Origin of the sequence: Auraticoccus monumenti (genome assembly GCF_900101785.1) — a bacterium.
Lineage (GTDB): Bacteria > Actinomycetota > Actinomycetes > Propionibacteriales > Propionibacteriaceae > Auraticoccus > Auraticoccus monumenti.
Map to the genome: position 1 here is coordinate 3,351,313 of NZ_LT629688.1, position 15,065 is coordinate 3,366,377.

The following is a 15,065-nucleotide window of genomic DNA, read 5'->3' on the forward strand; positions in this document are numbered from 1 at the left end:
GGCTCAGCCCTCCTGTGCTCGGGCCTGGCGGAGCGCCAGGGTGGTGTCGGCCGGCAGCTCCAGCTCCTCGGCGGTGGAGGTGGACATGGCCACGTCGTAGTTCTGCCGCACATAGTTCCACCACTGCCCGCCCGAGGACTCGGCGAAGCGCGAGGGGAGCTGGCCGGGGTCGCCGACCGCCTCCACCCGGTAGGGCGTGGTGAGGGAGCGGTAGTCGACGGTGATGGCGTCCCCGGCACCGCGGATGGCCGTCACCGGGCTGAGCCGGTAGCCGTTCACCGCGATCGCCTCCGCCCCCGAGCTCCACAGCCCGTTCACCAGCATCTGCAGGTCCACGTCGATGATCCGCCCGTCCTCGGGACCGGTGGACCCGGGGGCGTCGTCGACCTCCAGGACCATCCCCGGTCCGCGCACCGGCACCGCGGCGGCCTCCTGCTCGGCCACGGCGAGCGCCGCCTGCAGCTGCTGGGCGGTGGTGTCCTGACCCAGCCCCTCGCTGCGGAGCCGGTTGACCTCCTCGGACTCGGTGGCGATGTCGGCCCGCAGCCGGTCCTGCTGCGTCTGCTGCTCGGCGATGCGGTCCAGCAGCTGCTGGCGCTCGACGGCCACGGCGGGCGCGCTGCGGGTGCTCTGCACGGACCCGGTGGCGAAGAGCACCCCGCACCCGACCGCGACCAGCAGCAGCGCGAGCCGCATCCGCGGCGCACGTCCGGGACGCGCGGCGACGCGGGCGTAGTCGGGGTCCAGTGGCTCGGCGAGGATCTGGTTGAGCAGGTCCATGCTGCGGTCCGGACGCCTCGGGGCTGGGGCGGACACCGGGTCAGACTATGCGGCTTCGGACGGCGAAGCGGTACCGACGCGGGCGGCCGGGCCCGGCCCGCACGCCCGCGACGGGACGGGGTCGCCACCCCGTGACGGGTCGAGGTCGGGTGACCGACGCGACCGGCGACTGACGCGACTGACGGTCATCAGGTCAGGTCAGGTCAGGTCAGGTCAGGCCCGGCCCGGCCCGGGCAGGTCAGGTCAGGGCCGGCCAGGTCAGCGCGGTCAGGTCAGGCCCGGTCAGGTCAGGTCAGGGTCCGCGCGCTCTGCCGGGGTGGGTGCGGGTGTGGCGACGGGCTGCAGGCTGGGCCGGGAGGGCGGTGTGGTGGTGCAGAACCGGTCACCCAGCCCGACACCGTGTCCCAGGGGCGGGTGCCGTCGAGCTGGGTGACCGGTTCTGCTGCCACCTCCGCTGGTCGTGTGGCGGGCACTCGCCCAGCAGGACCAGCCCCCGGGAGGGATGCTCGACACGTCGCGCGTGACGTCTGCTGGGCGAGCGGTCCTCGCGGCACCGACGTGGGCTGCCGGGTGGGCGTGGCGACGGACGGCGGGTGGGTGGCTGCAGAACCGGTCGCCCAGCCCGACAGCGTGCCCTCTGGGCGGGTGCCGTCGGGCTGGGTGACCGGTTCTGCTGCTCCTCCGCTGGTCGTGGAGGAACACCGGCTGGGCAGGATCGGAGTGCTGACGGAGGGGGCTCGACAGGGCACAGGGGACGTCTGCTGGGCGACGGGTCCTCGCGGCACCGGCGCGGCTCCCAGGTGGGCGCCGGTGTGGCGACCGGCTGCCCGGTGCCCGCGGTGCCCGCGGCGGCCGCGGCGGCCGCGGTGGCCGCGGTGGCCGCGGTGGCCGCGGTGGCCGCGGCGGCCGCCATGGGGGCGGTGGCCGCGATGGTCAGGGCCGCGGTGACGTCGCAGCCTGACCGGTGGGGGCGGTGGCGGCGGAGGCGGTCGGGAGCACGCCCCGGTAGACCTGCAGGACCTGGGCGCCGATGGTGGACCAGTCGTAGCGGGCGCGCAGGGCGGCGAGGGGGTCGTCGGCCCCGGACCGCACCGCGTCCCCGGGCCCGGGCCGGACCGCGTCGGCGGTCTGGGGGATGGGGGCGTGGCGCCGGGCTCGGTCGGCTCCCCGGCCGAGGGCGACGCCGAGCGCCCGGATCAGGTCGGCGGCGTCCCCGCGCCGGAAGAAGTGGGCGTGCCGGTCCGCGGCCTCCCCCACCACGTCGACGAAGGCCGGCAGGTCGGCCGCCACCACCACCGCCCCGGCCGAGAGCGCCTCCAGCAGCACCAGCCCGAAGCTCTCCCGGTCCCGGTGCGGGGCCACGAAGACGTCGCACCAGTCCAGCAGCCGGGCCCGTTCCCCGTCGCTGATGGCACCGAGCTCGGTCCACCCCGCGGGGAGCCGCCGGCTGCCCGAGCCGGCCACCACGACGGTGGCTCCGGGCCAGCGGGCGCGGACCCCGGGCCAGGCGGCGATCAGGACGTCGAGGCCCTTGCGTGGTTCGTCCAGCCGACCCAGGAAGGCGATCCGCGGACCGGGCACGTCGAGGCCCCCGGGACGCCAGACGCCGGGCAGCCGCTCGCGGTCGGCGTCCGGGCCGGGGGCGAAGCCGTTGCCGATCACGGTGGCGTCCAGACCGAGGTGCTCCACCACCACCCGCCGCGCCGCCTCGGACACCGCGATGGCCGCCTCCACCCGCGCCAGCCGCCCGGCCATCACCCGTCCGGCCAGCTGCATGCCGCGCGAGCGCGGGGTGGCGGTGTGGAAGGTGGCGACCACCGGCGGACCCGGGCTGCGCAGCACCTGCAGGGACGCCCCCGGGGTCAGCGGCTCGTGCACGTGCACCAGGTCGAGGTCCTCCTCGGCCAGCCAGCGCCGCACGGTGCGACCGGCGGCGAGGGACACCCGGGCGACCGAGCCGTTGTAGGCCACCGGGTGCGCCCGGCCGGTGGAGACCACCTCGGGGCAGCCGTAGCGCCGGTGCAGCTCCGGCGGGATCCGTCCGGGCGCGAGCACCTGCACCCGGTGGCCCTGCGACCCGAGCCAGGCCGCCAGCCCCAGCACGTGGTTCTGCACCCCGCCGGGGGTGTCGAAGGCGTAGGGGCAGACCAGCCCGACGTGCAGCGGCCGGAGGACGTCCGGCGGCGCCGCGGCCCCGGGCCGCTCGGTCTCGGGGCGTGACCCCTCGACCTCGGGCGGCCGAGGAACGTGGGGCGGCCCGACGACCGGCGGGTCAGGAACCATCGGCGGAGACCGGGACGGGACCGGTGAAGAAGGGCTGCATCATGTGCCAGTCCTGCGGGTGCCGGCTGGTCTCGGCGGCGAAGAAGCCGGCCAGCTGCTGGGTCATCGCGCTCAACCCGTCGCGGCCGGGGACGTGCTCCACGGGGTCGCTGAACCGCATCCGCATCCGGTCGCCCTCGTAGTGGCAGGCCAGGCCGACCAGCAGCGCGCCGCTGCGGCGGGCGACCAGGGCAGGGCCGGGCGGCATCGCCACCGACGCGCTGCCGCCGCCGGGGACGGGCCAGTCGACGTCCAGCCCGCGCCCGGCCATCAGCCGGTCGGCCATCAGGCAGACCACCCGTCCCCCCTCGACGGCCCGCAGCAACCGGGTCAGCACCTGGGGGTCGCGGTGGGACAACACCTCCATGCCGAGTCCGGACCGGGCCCGGGTGAACGCCTCGAACTCGGGGTCGGCCAGCTGCTCGGCCACGGTGGTGACCGGCAGGCCGGTCAGGCAGGCCCAGGCGCCGACCATGTCCCAGTTCCCCATGTGCGGCAGCGCGACCACCGCCCCGCGCGTCCGGTGCTCCCGGCGCAGCAGGGCCTCCCCGACCGGGTCGGTCAGCACCGAGGCCAGCACCCGTGAGGCCGACCATGCGGGCAGCGACAGCACCTCCAGCCAGGTGCGGGCGTAGGAGGCGAGCCCGGCCCGCACCAGGTCGTCGCCCACCGGCCGGCCGGTCACCACCTGCAGGTTGCTCCGCAGCTGCTCCACCGGGCCGCCGCCGACCCGGGCGGCCAGCGTCGCCCCGGCGGCGGCCAGACCGGCCGAGCTGCGGCGTCCCAGCCGGGGCCCCAGCTCCCAGCCCGCGGCGAGCAGACGCCGGTTGACCGCGTCCCGGACGGTGCTCACGCCGACCCCCCGACGTCCGGGGCGGCGGAGCGGTGCACGGCCCGCACCCGCTGCACCACGGTGACGGTGGTCAGCAGCGCCAGCAGGAGCACGCCGACGTCCAGGGCCCGCGGCACGCCGACCCCCTCCAGCAGCAGGGCGAGCAGCACCAGGACCAGACGCTCCGCCCGCGAGCCCAGCCCGGCCGTGGTGACCAGCCCGACCGACTCCGCGCGCGCCTTCACGTAGGAGGTGACCTGCGCCGCGACCAGCGCCCACAGCGCGAGCCCGGCCGACCAAGGGCGGTCGGCCAGGGCCAGGTGCAGGGCGACCCCACCGAGGACGGCCCCGTCGGCCACCCGGTCCAGGGTGGAGTCCAGGAAGGCGCCCCAGCGGGTCGGCCGTCCCGACATCCGCGCCATCTGCCCGTCCAGGCCGTCGGACATGACCAGCAGCGTCAGCAGCAGCGCCGCCTGCCAGAGCCAGCCCAGCGGCAGGAACACCACGGCCACGGCCACGGTGAGGGCGGTGCCGGTCCAGGTGACGACGTCGGGGGTGACGCCGAGACGCAGCAGCAGGGACGCCGGTGGGGCCATCGCCGCCGCCCAGCCGGAACGGAGGTGCTGCAGCATCAGCCGCGGACGTCCGGGGCGGCGGTCGGAGCGGGCGACGACGGCGTCCCCGCGACGTCAGGAGCGGCTCCCGGGCCACCCGGCGTCGGGCTGGCGGGCGCCTCGTCGCCCCACTCGGCGTGCAGCAGGGCCCAGGTGTCGCCCAGCAGCTGGGGCACGGCCTTGGTCTGGCCGATGACGGGGAGGAAGTTGGCGTCCCCGCTCCAGCGCGGCACCACGTGGGCGTGCAGGTGGGCGGCGATCCCGGCCCCGGCCACCGACCCCTGGTTCATGCCGAGGTTGAAGCCGTGCGGCGCGCTGACCCGGCGGACGGTGCGCATCGCCGTCTGGGTGAGCCGGGACACCTCGTCGCGCTCGGCGTCGGTCACCTCGGTCCAGTCCGAGACGTGGCGGTAGGGGCAGACCAGGAGGTGGCCCGGGGAGTAGGGGTAGAGGTTGAGCACCACGAAGGCGTGCTCGCCGCGGTGCACCACGAGGGCCGACTCGTCGTCGTGCTGGGGTGCGCGGCAGAAGGGGCACTCCCCCGCCGAGTCGTCGGCCGGCTTGTCCTGCCCGCCGATGTAGACCATCCGGTGCGGGGTCCAGAGCCGCTGGAAGGCGTCCGGGACGCCGACCGCCGGGTCGTCGGCGGCGTGCGGTTCGGCTCCGGTCATGCTGGCGATCCTAGGCGCAGGCGCACACCTCTTGACGGGGTGCTGGTGTAAGCGTGTAATCAAGTAATGGAGAACATCCGAGCATGGCTCACCGGGCGGCTGCCCGACGAGTGGACGAAGGGCGAGCTCGAGGTCAGCGTCGACCGCGAGGAGATCGTGGTGATCCTGCCGCTGCCGGGGCTCGACACCGAGGAGACGTCGCGGGCCGCGGCGGAGGCCGGACGCATCGCCCGCTTCCGCGAGGAGACGCGGCTGCAGCGGATGACCATCGCCGACGAGGCCGAGGAGCGCTTCGGACGGAAGGTGGCCTGGGGGGCCCTCTGCGGCGGGACGCGCGAGCTCTTCAGCCACCTGGCGGTGCCGGTGATGACGCGGTTGCGGCAGCCGGAGCGGGTGGTGCTGGACACCCTGGTGGACGCCGGCGTGGCCCGGTCGCGGGCGGCGGCGCTGTCGTGGTGCGTGCGGCTGGTGGGTGAGCACGAGGAGGACTGGATCGCCCGGCTCCGGGCGGCGCTGGACGAGGTGGAGCAGGCGCGGTCGGCAGGTCCGGCGGCCTGAGCCGTCCGCCGGGTGGGTCAGCGGCCAACCGTCCGCCCGGCCACGGTCGGCGGCCAGCCGTCCGGGCGGCTCCGGTCGGCGGCCAGCCGTCCGCCGGCCCGGCGCCAGCCGTCCTCCTCCCGGGGCCGTGGCCGCGGGAGGAGGAGCGACCCTCAGACCTGCGCGCGCTCCCGGATCGCCTCGACGATCTCGGTGACCGCCTCCTCCACCGGCACGCCGTTCTTCTGCGTGCCGTCGCGGTAGCGGAAGGAGACCGCCCCGGCCGCGACGTCGTCCCCGCCGGCGATCAGCATGTAGGGCACCTTGGTCTTCTGGGCGTTGCGGATCTTCTTGGGGAAGCGGTCGTCGGAGGTGTCGAGCTCGACCCGCACGCCGGCGGCGCGGAGCCGGGCGGCGACGTCGGCCAGGTAGTCGTCGAACTCCCCCGCCACCGGGATGCCGACCACCTGCACCGGCGCCAGCCACGGCGGGAAGGCGCCGCTGTAGTGCTCGGTGAGCACGGCCAGGAAGCGCTCGATGGAGCCGAACAGGGCGCGGTGGATCATCACCGGGCGCTGGCGGGAGCCGTCGGGGGCGGTGTACTGCAGGTCGAACCGCTCGGGCAGGTTGAAGTCGAGCTGGATGGTCGACATCTGCCAGGTGCGTCCGATGGCGTCACGGGCCTGCACCGAGATCTTGGGCCCGTAGAAGGCGGCGCCCCCCGGGTCGGGGACCAGCTCGAGCCCGGACGCACCGGCGACCTCGGCCAGCACGGCCGTGGCCTCCTCCCAGGTGGCGTCCTCCCCCACCGACTTCTCGGGGTTGCGGGTGGACAGCTCGAGGTAGAAGTCGTCCAGACCGTAGTCCTTGAGCAGGTTGAGCACGAAGGTCAGCAGGCTGGCGAGCTCGTCACGCATCTGCTCGCGGGTGCAGTAGATGTGGGCGTCGTCCTGGGTGAAGCCCCGGGCCCGGGTCATGCCGTGCACCACACCGGACTTCTCGTAGCGGTAGACCGTGCCGAACTCGAACAGCCGCATCGGCAGCTCACGGTAGGAGCGGCCGCGGGCGGCGAAGATCAGGTTGTGCATCGGGCAGTTCATCGGCTTGAGGTAGTAGTCCTGCCCCTGCCGGGTGACGTGGCCGTGCTCGTCGCGGAGCTCGTCGAGCTGCATCGGCGGGTACATGCCGTCGGCGTACCAGTCCAGGTGGCCCGAGGTCTCGAACAGCTGGGCCTTGGTGATGTGCGGGGAGTAGACGAACTGGTAGCCGTCCTCGACGTGGCGGCGCCGGGAGTAGTCCTCCATCGTGGCGCGCAGGATGCCGCCGCGGGGGTGGAAGACCGCCAGCCCGGAGCCGATCTCCTCGGGGAAGGAGAACAGGTCCAGCTCAGCACCCAGCTTGCGGTGGTCGCGCTTGGCGGCCTCCTCCAGCCGGGTCTGGTACTCGCGCAGCTCGTCCTTGCTGGGCCAGGCGGTGCCGTAGACCCGCTGCAGCTGGGCGTTGCGCTGGTCACCGCGCCAGTAGGCGGCCGAGCTGCGGGTGACGGCGTAGCCGTTGCCCAGGTAGCCGGTGTGCGGGACGTGGGGCCCGCGGCACAGGTCCTTCCAGGCCACCGACCCGTCACGGCGGACGTTGTCGTAGATCGTCAGCCCGCCGGCGCCCACCTCGACGCTGGAGCCGTCCTCCTCGCTGGCGCTGCCCTTGAGGGTGATGAGCTCGAGCTTGTGGGGCTCGTCGGCCAGCTCGACGGCGGCGTCGGCGTCGCTGACGTCACGGCGCACGAAGCGCTGGCGCTCCTTGACGATCTGACCCATCCGCTTCTGGACGGCCTGCAGGTCCTCGGGCGTGAAGGGGGTGGCGATGTCGATGTCGTAGTAGTAGCCGTCGGTGATCGGCGGGCCGATCCCGAGGCGGGCGTCGGGGAAGAGCGCCTGGACGGCCTGGGCGGTGACGTGGGCGGCGGAGTGGCGCAGGATCGACAACCCGTCGGGTGAGGACACCAGCACGGGCTCCACCTCGTCGCCGTCGGCGAGCCCGGTGGCCAGGTCGACCAGCTCGCCGTTGCGGCGCATCGCCACGACGTCGCGGGCCTCGGCGAACAGCTCCAGACCGGTGGTGGTCGTCCCGAGTTCCTGCTCGCTGCGCTCTCCGTCGCGGACCAGGGTGAGACGTCCAGACACTTCGTCGACCTTTCGTTCGGTGGGCCGGGCGGTTGCGACCGGCCGGCCCCATCTTGCCCGATCCGGCCCCTCCCGGGCGCCACGGTCTGCCCGGGCGGACCAGGGGCTGGGTCGGACTCGACCTCCGCCCGTCAGCGGGCGGCGAGCATGGCCGGTGACGGGTAGACGGTGAGCACCCGCAGCCCGTCCAGCCAGCGGGTCAGACGCTCGGCCTCGACGTCGAGGGCCCGGGTGGCGGCGTCGGGCAGCGGCTCGAGGGGGGACACCCGGACCCGGCCGTCGTCGTCCTGCACCCAGCAGCCGACCACGCGGCCGTCGACCCAGGCCGTCGTGCCGGCGTTGCCGTTGCTGTCGAAGAGGTCCCGGCCGTGGCCGTCGAGGTACCAGCCGCGCTCCTTCCACCCCATCACCGTGGGGTCGAGCACCGGCAGCAGCGCGACCCAGTGGTCGGTCGGAGCCACCGGATCGAGGTCGTCGGGCAGCAGCCAGCCGGTGCCGCCGTCGTCGAGGCTGACCGGGACCGCGCCGACGTCGCCCAGCGCGGTGACGACCGCCCCCTTGGTGCTGCCCAGCCACCACTGCAGGTCGGCGGCGGTGCCCGGGCCGAAGGTGCGCAGCCAGCGCCGTACCAGCTCGGCGTAGCCCTCGGCGGCGGGCAGCGGGGCGGGCACGTCCCCCAGCCAGGTGCTCATCAGGGTCCATTGCGGTCGCGAGGTGCGCCAGTGGCCGCCGTTCACCCCGCGGACCAGCACCGCCTCCAGCCCGAGCTGGGTCAGCACCCGGGGGGCGATGGAGATCGAGATGTCGTAGCGCTTCTCGGTGGTGCCCCCGATCCGCCCGTGCAGCTGCGGCAGGGCCTCGCGCAGCTCCTTGGCGCTGCGGGCCGAGCCGTCGGCCAGGTGAGCCACCACGGCGGCCTCGGCCTCGGCCAGCCAGATCCGCCCGTCCGTGGCCAGGGACGCGTGCTCGACGTCCTTGGCCACGCGGGCGCGGTGGGCGGTGGCTACGCGGGCGCTGGCGCTCCCCCAGGCGGCGGGCAGCAGGTCGCGGGGGAAGGCGAACAGGGTGCGGCGCATGGCGAGCTGCTTGACCAGCGTCCGCTCCTCGTACAGCGCCCGCTCGACGTCGGCCACCGTGACGTCGTCGACCCGGGCGTGCACCGACAGGTGGACCGTGGCCGGCTCGGTGGCGTGCAGGACGGTCATCGCCTCCGCCGCGACCAACGGGCTGGCGAGCCGGTGCTGGGGGGCGATCCCGTGACGTCGGGCCAGGCGGGCACGGCGCTCGTCGTCGGGCACGTGGCGCACGGGGTGCTGGCTCATGGGCCCATCGTGGCAGCCGGCTCCGACAGTCCCGGAGCCACCGCGGTGGCCTCGGGAGGACCCGCCGGCGCCGGAGCCGACCGGCGGGTCCGTCCACCAGCAGGCGTCGCACGGGACGGGTCAGAGCCGCGGCTCCCGTCCGGCAGGCTGGGTGGGCTCGGGCAGCAGCGGGGCGGGGAGGCGGAGCGGCACCTCCGCGGGGGCGCCCGGGCCCACCGAGCACGGTGCGCCGTCGACCACCACCGTCACCGGCTCCTCACCGCGCAGCAGCGTGACCGTGGTGCCGTCCCGAGTGGTCTCGACCAGCAGCAGCCGTCCGCGCCAGGTCATCCGGTAGGCCGTCCGGGACAGCGCCGTGGGCAGCAGCGGGGCCAGCTCGAGCTCCTCGTGGTCCTCCCGCATCCCGCCGAGGCCCGCGGTGACCGCCAGCCAGGTACCGGCGCCCGAGGCCAGGTGCAGTCCGCCGTCGGTACCACCACCGACGTCGCGCAGGTCGACCAGTGCCGACTCGCGCAGGTAGCGGAGCGCGAGGTCGGGGTGCTGGGCCTGTGCGCACACCACGGCCTGCACGGCGGCCGAGAGCGAGGAGTCGCGGACCGTGCGCGCCTCGTAGTAGCCCAGGTCGCGCGCCACCTCCTCGACGGTGAACTCGTCGCGGCACCACCACAGCGCCTGGACGAGGTCGGCCTGCTTGAGCACCTGACGGCGGTAGAACGCGGCGTAGTGGTGGTGCTCCTGGACGGGGTAGGCGTCGCGCTGCTCCTCGAAGGGCCACTCGCGGTAGGCGGTCCAGCCGGCGTTCTGGGGGTGGACCTGCAGGCCCTCGTCCCAGGGCAGGTGGACGTGGTCGGCAGCGGCGCGCCAGGCGGCGGTCTCCGCGGGGTCGACCCCGAGCTCGGAGGCCCTCAGCCGCAGCTGCTGGCAGGCGTCGGCGGCCCGGCGCAGGTTCGCCCGGGCCATCAGGTTGGTGAAGACGTTGTCGTCGACCACGCCGGTGTACTCGTCCGGACCGGTGACCCCGAACAGGTGCCAGGCACCGGCGGCGTCCTCGTGACCGAGCGACATCCACAGCCGGGCCGTCTCCACCAGGACCTCCAGCCCGCCGACGGAGTCCAGCGACTCACCGGTCGCGTTCTGGTAGAGCCAGAACGCCCGGGAGATGTCAGCGTTGACGTGCCACGCGGCGGTGCTGGCCGGCCAGTACGCCGAGACCTCCGCCCCGCCGATGGTGCGCCAGGCGAAGGCCGCCCCGGACTGGGTGAGGGTGCGCGCCCGGGCCCGGGCACTGTCCAGCGTGCTGGCCCGCCAGCGGAGCAGCCGCGCCGAGGCGTCGGGCCGGAGCAGGGTGAGGGCCGGCAGCACGAACCCCTCGACGTCCCAGAAGGTGTGCCCGCTGTAGCCCGTGCCGGTCAGGCCCTTGGCACCCACCGGCGCGCCGGAGATGCAGGCGGCTGAGCAGTACAGCTGGAAGACCGCGAACCGCACGGCCTGCTGCAGCTCGGGGTCGCCGTCCACCTCGACGTCGGCGGTGGCCCAGAGCTCGTCCAGCACGTCCCGCTGAGCACGGAGCAGGCCGTCCCAGCCGCGGTCGACCGCGGAGGCGACGGCGGCCGCGACCTCTCCCGCCAGCGCCTCGGGCCGCCCGTCGTCGGACCAGGTCCAGCCCAGGGACTTGACGATCGTCAGCGGCTGCCCGGGGCGCAGGTCGGCTGCGACCGTGGTGACGACCCGGCCGGGGTCGACGGCGGTCTGGACCCGTCCGCCCTCGACCCGGTGGTCGACGGCCGCGGCGACGGTCAGGCCGGAGCCGTGGGTCCGCGCCACCAGCACCCCGCCGTCACCGGCCGGGTGGTGCAGCAGCGGCTCGAAGGCGTCGTCGAGGGCCGCCGCGACCCGTGGGTCACCGTTGCTCACCCCGGTGTCGGTGACCTGCCCGGCGAGCAGCTCGGAGCGGACCACGGCGTGGGCGTCACCGTCCAGGGCCTCCAGCTCGTAGCGGATGGCGCACACCGACCGCTCGGCCAAGGAGACCAGCCGCCAGGTGCGCAGCTCGCACGTCGTGCCCGACGGCGTCGTCCAGCGGACCGTTCGGGCCAGCGTGCCGGCGCGCAGGTCAAGGACCCGCTCGTGCGTCTGCGGCGGGGTCTCGGCCACGTCGAGCGGGACGCCGTCGAGGAGGAGGTGCAGCGTGGTGCCGTCGGGGACCGAGATCATCGCCTGGCCGACGTCGGGGTGGCCGTAGCCGCCCTCGGGGTAGGACAGCGGGTGGGTCTCGTGGACGCCCGAGAGGTACGTCCCGCGGGTGGTGCAGGGTTCGGACTCCTCGAGCGTCCCGCGGACCCCGACGTAGCCGTTGGACAGGCTGAAGACCGACTCGGCGACACCCAGCGTCGCGGGGTCCACCCGCGACTCGCGGAGGGTCCAGGGGTCGGACTCGAAGACGGGAGCAGGCACGAACCATCCTCAGCTCGTCGGGGCAGGACGCCGGTCCAGCGGCCTGCCGATGCTACCGGGGACGACCACGGCGGGAGGGTCGACCGTGCCAGCGGCGTGAGCCAGGGGCCGGGAACGACGGACGGCCCCCTCGAGGAGGGGGCCGTCAGGAGGTGGGCGATACTGGGTTCGAACCAGTGACCTCTTCGGTGTGAACGAAGCGCGCTACCACTGCGCCAATCGCCCGGCGACCGCCAAAGTTACACCACCTCGGCGGTGGTGACCAATCGGCCCCGGACACCACCCCGGACGCCTGTCGCGCCGGGGTGGTGCACCCTCTCAGCGGCTCGGCAGCCGGCGTCCGGAGACGTCGAGCACCAGCTCGCAGAACATGGCGTTGGCCCAGGAGAACCACTCCCGGGTGAAGCGGCTCGGGTCGTCGCAGTCGAAGCCCTCGTGCATCAGCCCGGTGCCGCCGGTGGTGTCGCAGAGCAGCCGCACGATCCGCCGCTTCTCCTCCTCGTCGAGGCTGGTCAGCCCCTGGACGGCGAGCGCGATCGGCCAGACGTAGCGCTCGGGGGTGTGCGGGCTGCCGATCCCCCGGGCCGCCGAGCCGGCGTAGTAGTAGGGGTTGCGCTCGCTGAGCAGCACCTCGCGGGTGGCCAGGTAGCGCGGGTCGTCGGGGGCCAGGTAGCCGCTCAGCGGCGCCGACAGCAGGCTGGGCATGTTGGCGTCGTCCATCACCAGCTGCGACCCCAGGCCGTCCACCTCGTAGGCGTAGACCTCGCCCCCGTCGGCGAGGGTCACCCGGCCGTGGGTCTCGATCCCCTCCCCGATCTGGGCCCGCAGCGCGGCCGCGCGACGTCCCAGCTCCTCCTCCAGCAGCCCGGCCGCGGCCAGCTCCTCCAGCCGGCCCAGCACCGCGTGGGCGAACATGTTGCCCGGGACGTTGTAGTGGTGGGTGCAGGCGTCGTCGCTGGGCCGGAACGCGCTCCAGCTCATCCCGGTCCAGCCGACCGGCGTCCCGCGCCCGTCGGAGGTGAGGGTGTCGGTGGGCGGGCAGCTCCGCCGCTGGAAGCGGTAGGTCGAGCGGGAGTGGTCCTGCTCGAGCTCCCACAGCGCCAGGGTCGCCTCCGCCGCCGCGGCGTAGCGGGAGTCCACGACGTCGGTGCGACCGGTGACCCGCCACAGCAGGTGGCCCAGGTCGAGGGGGAAGCAGAGCGAGTCGATCTCGTACTTGCGCTCCCAGATCTGCGGACCCATCTCGGTCTCGTCGTCGGCGTGCCAGCTCGGCTCGGGACCGCGCTTGAAGGCGTTGGCGTAGGGGTCGAGCACGATGAACTCGAGCTGGCGCCGCAGCACCCCGACCAGCACCTCGGTCAGCGCCGGGTCCTCGGCGGCGAGCACCAGGTAGGGCCGCACCTGGGCGCCGGAGTCGCGCAGCCACATGGCCGGGATGTCGCCGGTGAGGACGAAGGTGGTGCCGTCCCCGAGCCGCTCGGTCACCGAGGCGAGGTTGTCGGTCATGATGCGCGAGAACGTCTCCGCCACCCGCTCGTCGCCGTCGAAGGCCTCGGCGACCTCGGCGGTCACCCGGGCGAGCAGCGTCGGGTCCACCCCGATCCGTCCCGTCTCGGCTCGTTCGCTCATGGTCGTCCTCTCGTCAGCTGCACTGGGTGGGTCGGAAGGTTCGTGGTCGGGCCCTGCGCACCGGACTGGAGCACCGGGTAGGGAGCAGCGTCGCGTACTGCGGTGCTGCCTCAGACGACCCCGGGGTCGGCGCCCCAGGGCTCGCTCCAGGAGAAGGTGCGCTCGCGGTCGCCGACGCGCCAGCGGACCGGGGTGGTGTCGTTCAGCCAGTCCAGCGGCTCGACGCCACCGGGCTCGCCGCCGTCCAGGGCCAGCCGCAGGGCGCGGCTGAGGTCGCGGTCGACCTCGTCGCTGCGGGTACCGGGGTCGACCGAGACGAACAGCGCGGTGCCCGAGGCGGCGACCAGGTCCAGGAAGCGGCGGTTCAGCGCCCAGGGTGTCTGCGGGGTGCTGGCGACGCAGTCGGCGTCGACGGTGAAGAAGCGCCCGTGCTGGGGGGTCCGGAAGGCCAGCGTGTTGACCCCCATCCGACGGGTCCGCTCCCACTGCCTCCCGGAGGTGTCGTCCCCGGTGCGCTGGACGTCCACCAGACCGGCGGCCAGGTGGTTCACGGTGTTGCAGCCGATGACGACCATCCCGGGCGCCGCCGTGCGGATGTCGCGGTACAGGTCCCTGAGGACCTCCGCGGTGGTGCGTGACCGGTCGGCGAGGTGCCACCCGGGCGAGGTCAGCCGGTCCTGCATGGCCGGGCCGAAGCCGCCGAGGACGTCGTAGGTGCTGAAGTCGTGCTTGACCAGCTCGTACCCCCACCCGGCGAAGCGCCGCAGGTCCTCGACCACCTGCTCGCGGACGCGGTCGGTGGAGGGGTCGAGGACCTGGCGGCCGCGCCTGTCGGTGCGTGACACCTCGGCCAGGCCGGGGTCGCGGGTCAGCAGCGGGCGGAACCACAGGCCGGGCCGGGCCCCCACCTCCGAGATCCGCGCCGCGGTCGCCGCCATGTCGTCGAAGACGCCGGGCGTCCCCTCGTCCCAGGGTCCGCCCGCCGTGGCACCGCCGGTGTTCCAGCCGTCGTCGATGACGCTGAAGGGCCGCACCGGGTGCCCGTCGGCGAGCTCGACGACCGTGCGGGCGTCGCCCAGGACCGCCGCCTCGTCGAAGCCCTCGCCGTAGGCGTAGTACCAGTTGTTCGCACCGACCACGGGGCCGACGTCGCGGAGCGGAGGGAGGTCGGTGGCCATCGCTGTGACGGCGGCGCCCAGCGTCTGCCACGGGGTCGGGCCGGAGACGAAGCGGCGGACGGTCGCCGCGCGGAGACGTCGCCCGTCCAGACGGGTGGGTGAGCCGCCGTTGCGCAGGTCGAGCCAGAGGCTGATCCCGTCGGCGTCGACGGTCCACCCGCAGAAGGCGGCGGGCTGGACGTCGACCCCCATGCCGGTGGTGGCGCCGGTCATCGGGTCGTGGGCCAGCCAGTACCAGGGCAGCAGCCGCTCGGGCTGGCGGTGGCGCCACTGCAGGTCGCCGTAGGAGCGCTCCCAGGCGTCACCCAGGACGAGGCTCCGCGCCGGGACGTCGGCCGCCCAGCGGAGCACCACCCGGGCCACCTCGCCGGCAGCCTCCACCGCGACCTCGACGCCCTCGTCGGCGCGGCGGTCGAGCGACACCTCGATCCCCTCCCCGGACCAGCCACCGGCGCTCCGGGCCGCCTCCGTCAGCGTGGACGGGCCGGCCGAGACGAGGACGGCCGTGGGCTGACCGGGGTCAGGCAGGGAGAGTGCAGCCGGCAT

General features: G+C 74.6%; 11 protein-coding genes and 1 tRNA gene. 1 reads left to right on the forward strand and 11 read right to left on the reverse strand.

Features of this window, described 5'->3' with window-relative positions; all coding sequences use genetic code 11:
- Nucleotides 1–3 precede the first annotated feature (3 nt).
- From BLT52_RS15575 to BLT52_RS15595, 5 genes are all read right to left on the reverse strand, one after another.
- Nucleotides 4–816, reverse strand: coding sequence for a DUF881 domain-containing protein (locus BLT52_RS15575; protein WP_157677175.1), 813 nt, complete (start codon nucleotides 814–816; stop codon nucleotides 4–6).
- An 897-nt stretch (nucleotides 817–1,713) separates the two neighbouring features.
- Entirely contained in the window at nucleotides 1,714–3,063 is a 1,350-nt protein-coding gene (locus tag BLT52_RS15580) for a glycosyltransferase family 4 protein (protein ID WP_231946345.1), read from the reverse strand.
- Nucleotides 3,053–3,955: a phosphatidylinositol mannoside acyltransferase gene (locus BLT52_RS15585; RefSeq protein WP_090594841.1), complete on the reverse strand. Its 903-nt coding sequence runs from the start codon at nucleotides 3,953–3,955 to the stop codon at nucleotides 3,053–3,055. Before BLT52_RS15585 ends, BLT52_RS15580 begins: the two co-directional genes overlap by 11 nt.
- Nucleotides 3,952–4,566, reverse strand: a complete 615-nt coding sequence (pgsA, locus tag BLT52_RS15590; protein ID WP_090594843.1) for a phosphatidylinositol phosphate synthase — start codon at nucleotides 4,564–4,566, stop codon at nucleotides 3,952–3,954. Before pgsA ends, BLT52_RS15585 begins: the two co-directional genes overlap by 4 nt.
- Nucleotides 4,566–5,219, reverse strand: coding sequence for an HIT family protein (locus BLT52_RS15595; RefSeq protein ID WP_090594844.1), 654 nt, complete (start codon nucleotides 5,217–5,219; stop codon nucleotides 4,566–4,568). Before BLT52_RS15595 ends, pgsA begins: the two co-directional genes overlap by 1 nt.
- Nucleotides 5,220–5,285: 66 nt before the next feature.
- On the opposite strand from BLT52_RS15595, the gene BLT52_RS15600 reads away from it, so the two are divergent.
- Complete coding sequence (locus tag BLT52_RS15600) at nucleotides 5,286–5,777, forward strand: hypothetical protein (protein WP_090594846.1); 492 nt, start codon at nucleotides 5,286–5,288, stop codon at nucleotides 5,775–5,777.
- A gap of 152 nt (nucleotides 5,778–5,929) precedes the next feature.
- Here BLT52_RS15600 and thrS read toward each other — a convergent pair whose 3' ends face one another.
- The 6 genes from thrS to BLT52_RS15630 all read right to left on the reverse strand — a co-directional run bounded on the left by thrS (nucleotide 5,930) and on the right by BLT52_RS15630 (nucleotide 15,065).
- Nucleotides 5,930–7,936 carry a threonine--tRNA ligase gene (gene thrS, locus BLT52_RS15605; protein ID WP_090594847.1) on the reverse strand — a complete coding sequence of 669 codons (2,007 nt, stop codon included), beginning with the start codon at nucleotides 7,934–7,936 and terminating at the stop codon, nucleotides 5,930–5,932.
- Nucleotides 7,937–8,067: 131 nt separating this feature from the next.
- Nucleotides 8,068–9,258 carry a winged helix DNA-binding domain-containing protein gene (locus BLT52_RS15610; protein ID WP_231946346.1) on the reverse strand — a complete coding sequence of 397 codons (1,191 nt, stop codon included), beginning with the start codon at nucleotides 9,256–9,258 and terminating at the stop codon, nucleotides 8,068–8,070.
- A 120-nt stretch (nucleotides 9,259–9,378) separates the two neighbouring features.
- Nucleotides 9,379–11,712 carry a glycoside hydrolase family 65 protein gene (locus BLT52_RS15615; RefSeq protein ID WP_090594849.1) on the reverse strand — a complete coding sequence of 778 codons (2,334 nt, stop codon included), beginning with the start codon at nucleotides 11,710–11,712 and terminating at the stop codon, nucleotides 9,379–9,381.
- 153 nt (nucleotides 11,713–11,865) lie between these two features.
- Nucleotides 11,866–11,937, reverse strand: a tRNA-Val gene (locus BLT52_RS15620).
- A gap of 93 nt (nucleotides 11,938–12,030) precedes the next feature.
- A complete protein-coding gene (locus tag BLT52_RS15625; protein WP_090594851.1) occupies nucleotides 12,031–13,341 on the reverse strand; it encodes a glycoside hydrolase family 125 protein in 1,311 nt (436 codons plus the stop codon).
- A gap of 110 nt (nucleotides 13,342–13,451) precedes the next feature.
- Nucleotides 13,452–15,065 (reverse strand): alpha-amylase family protein, encoded by a 1,614-nt coding sequence (locus BLT52_RS15630; protein ID WP_157677176.1) that lies wholly within the window; start codon nucleotides 15,063–15,065, stop codon nucleotides 13,452–13,454.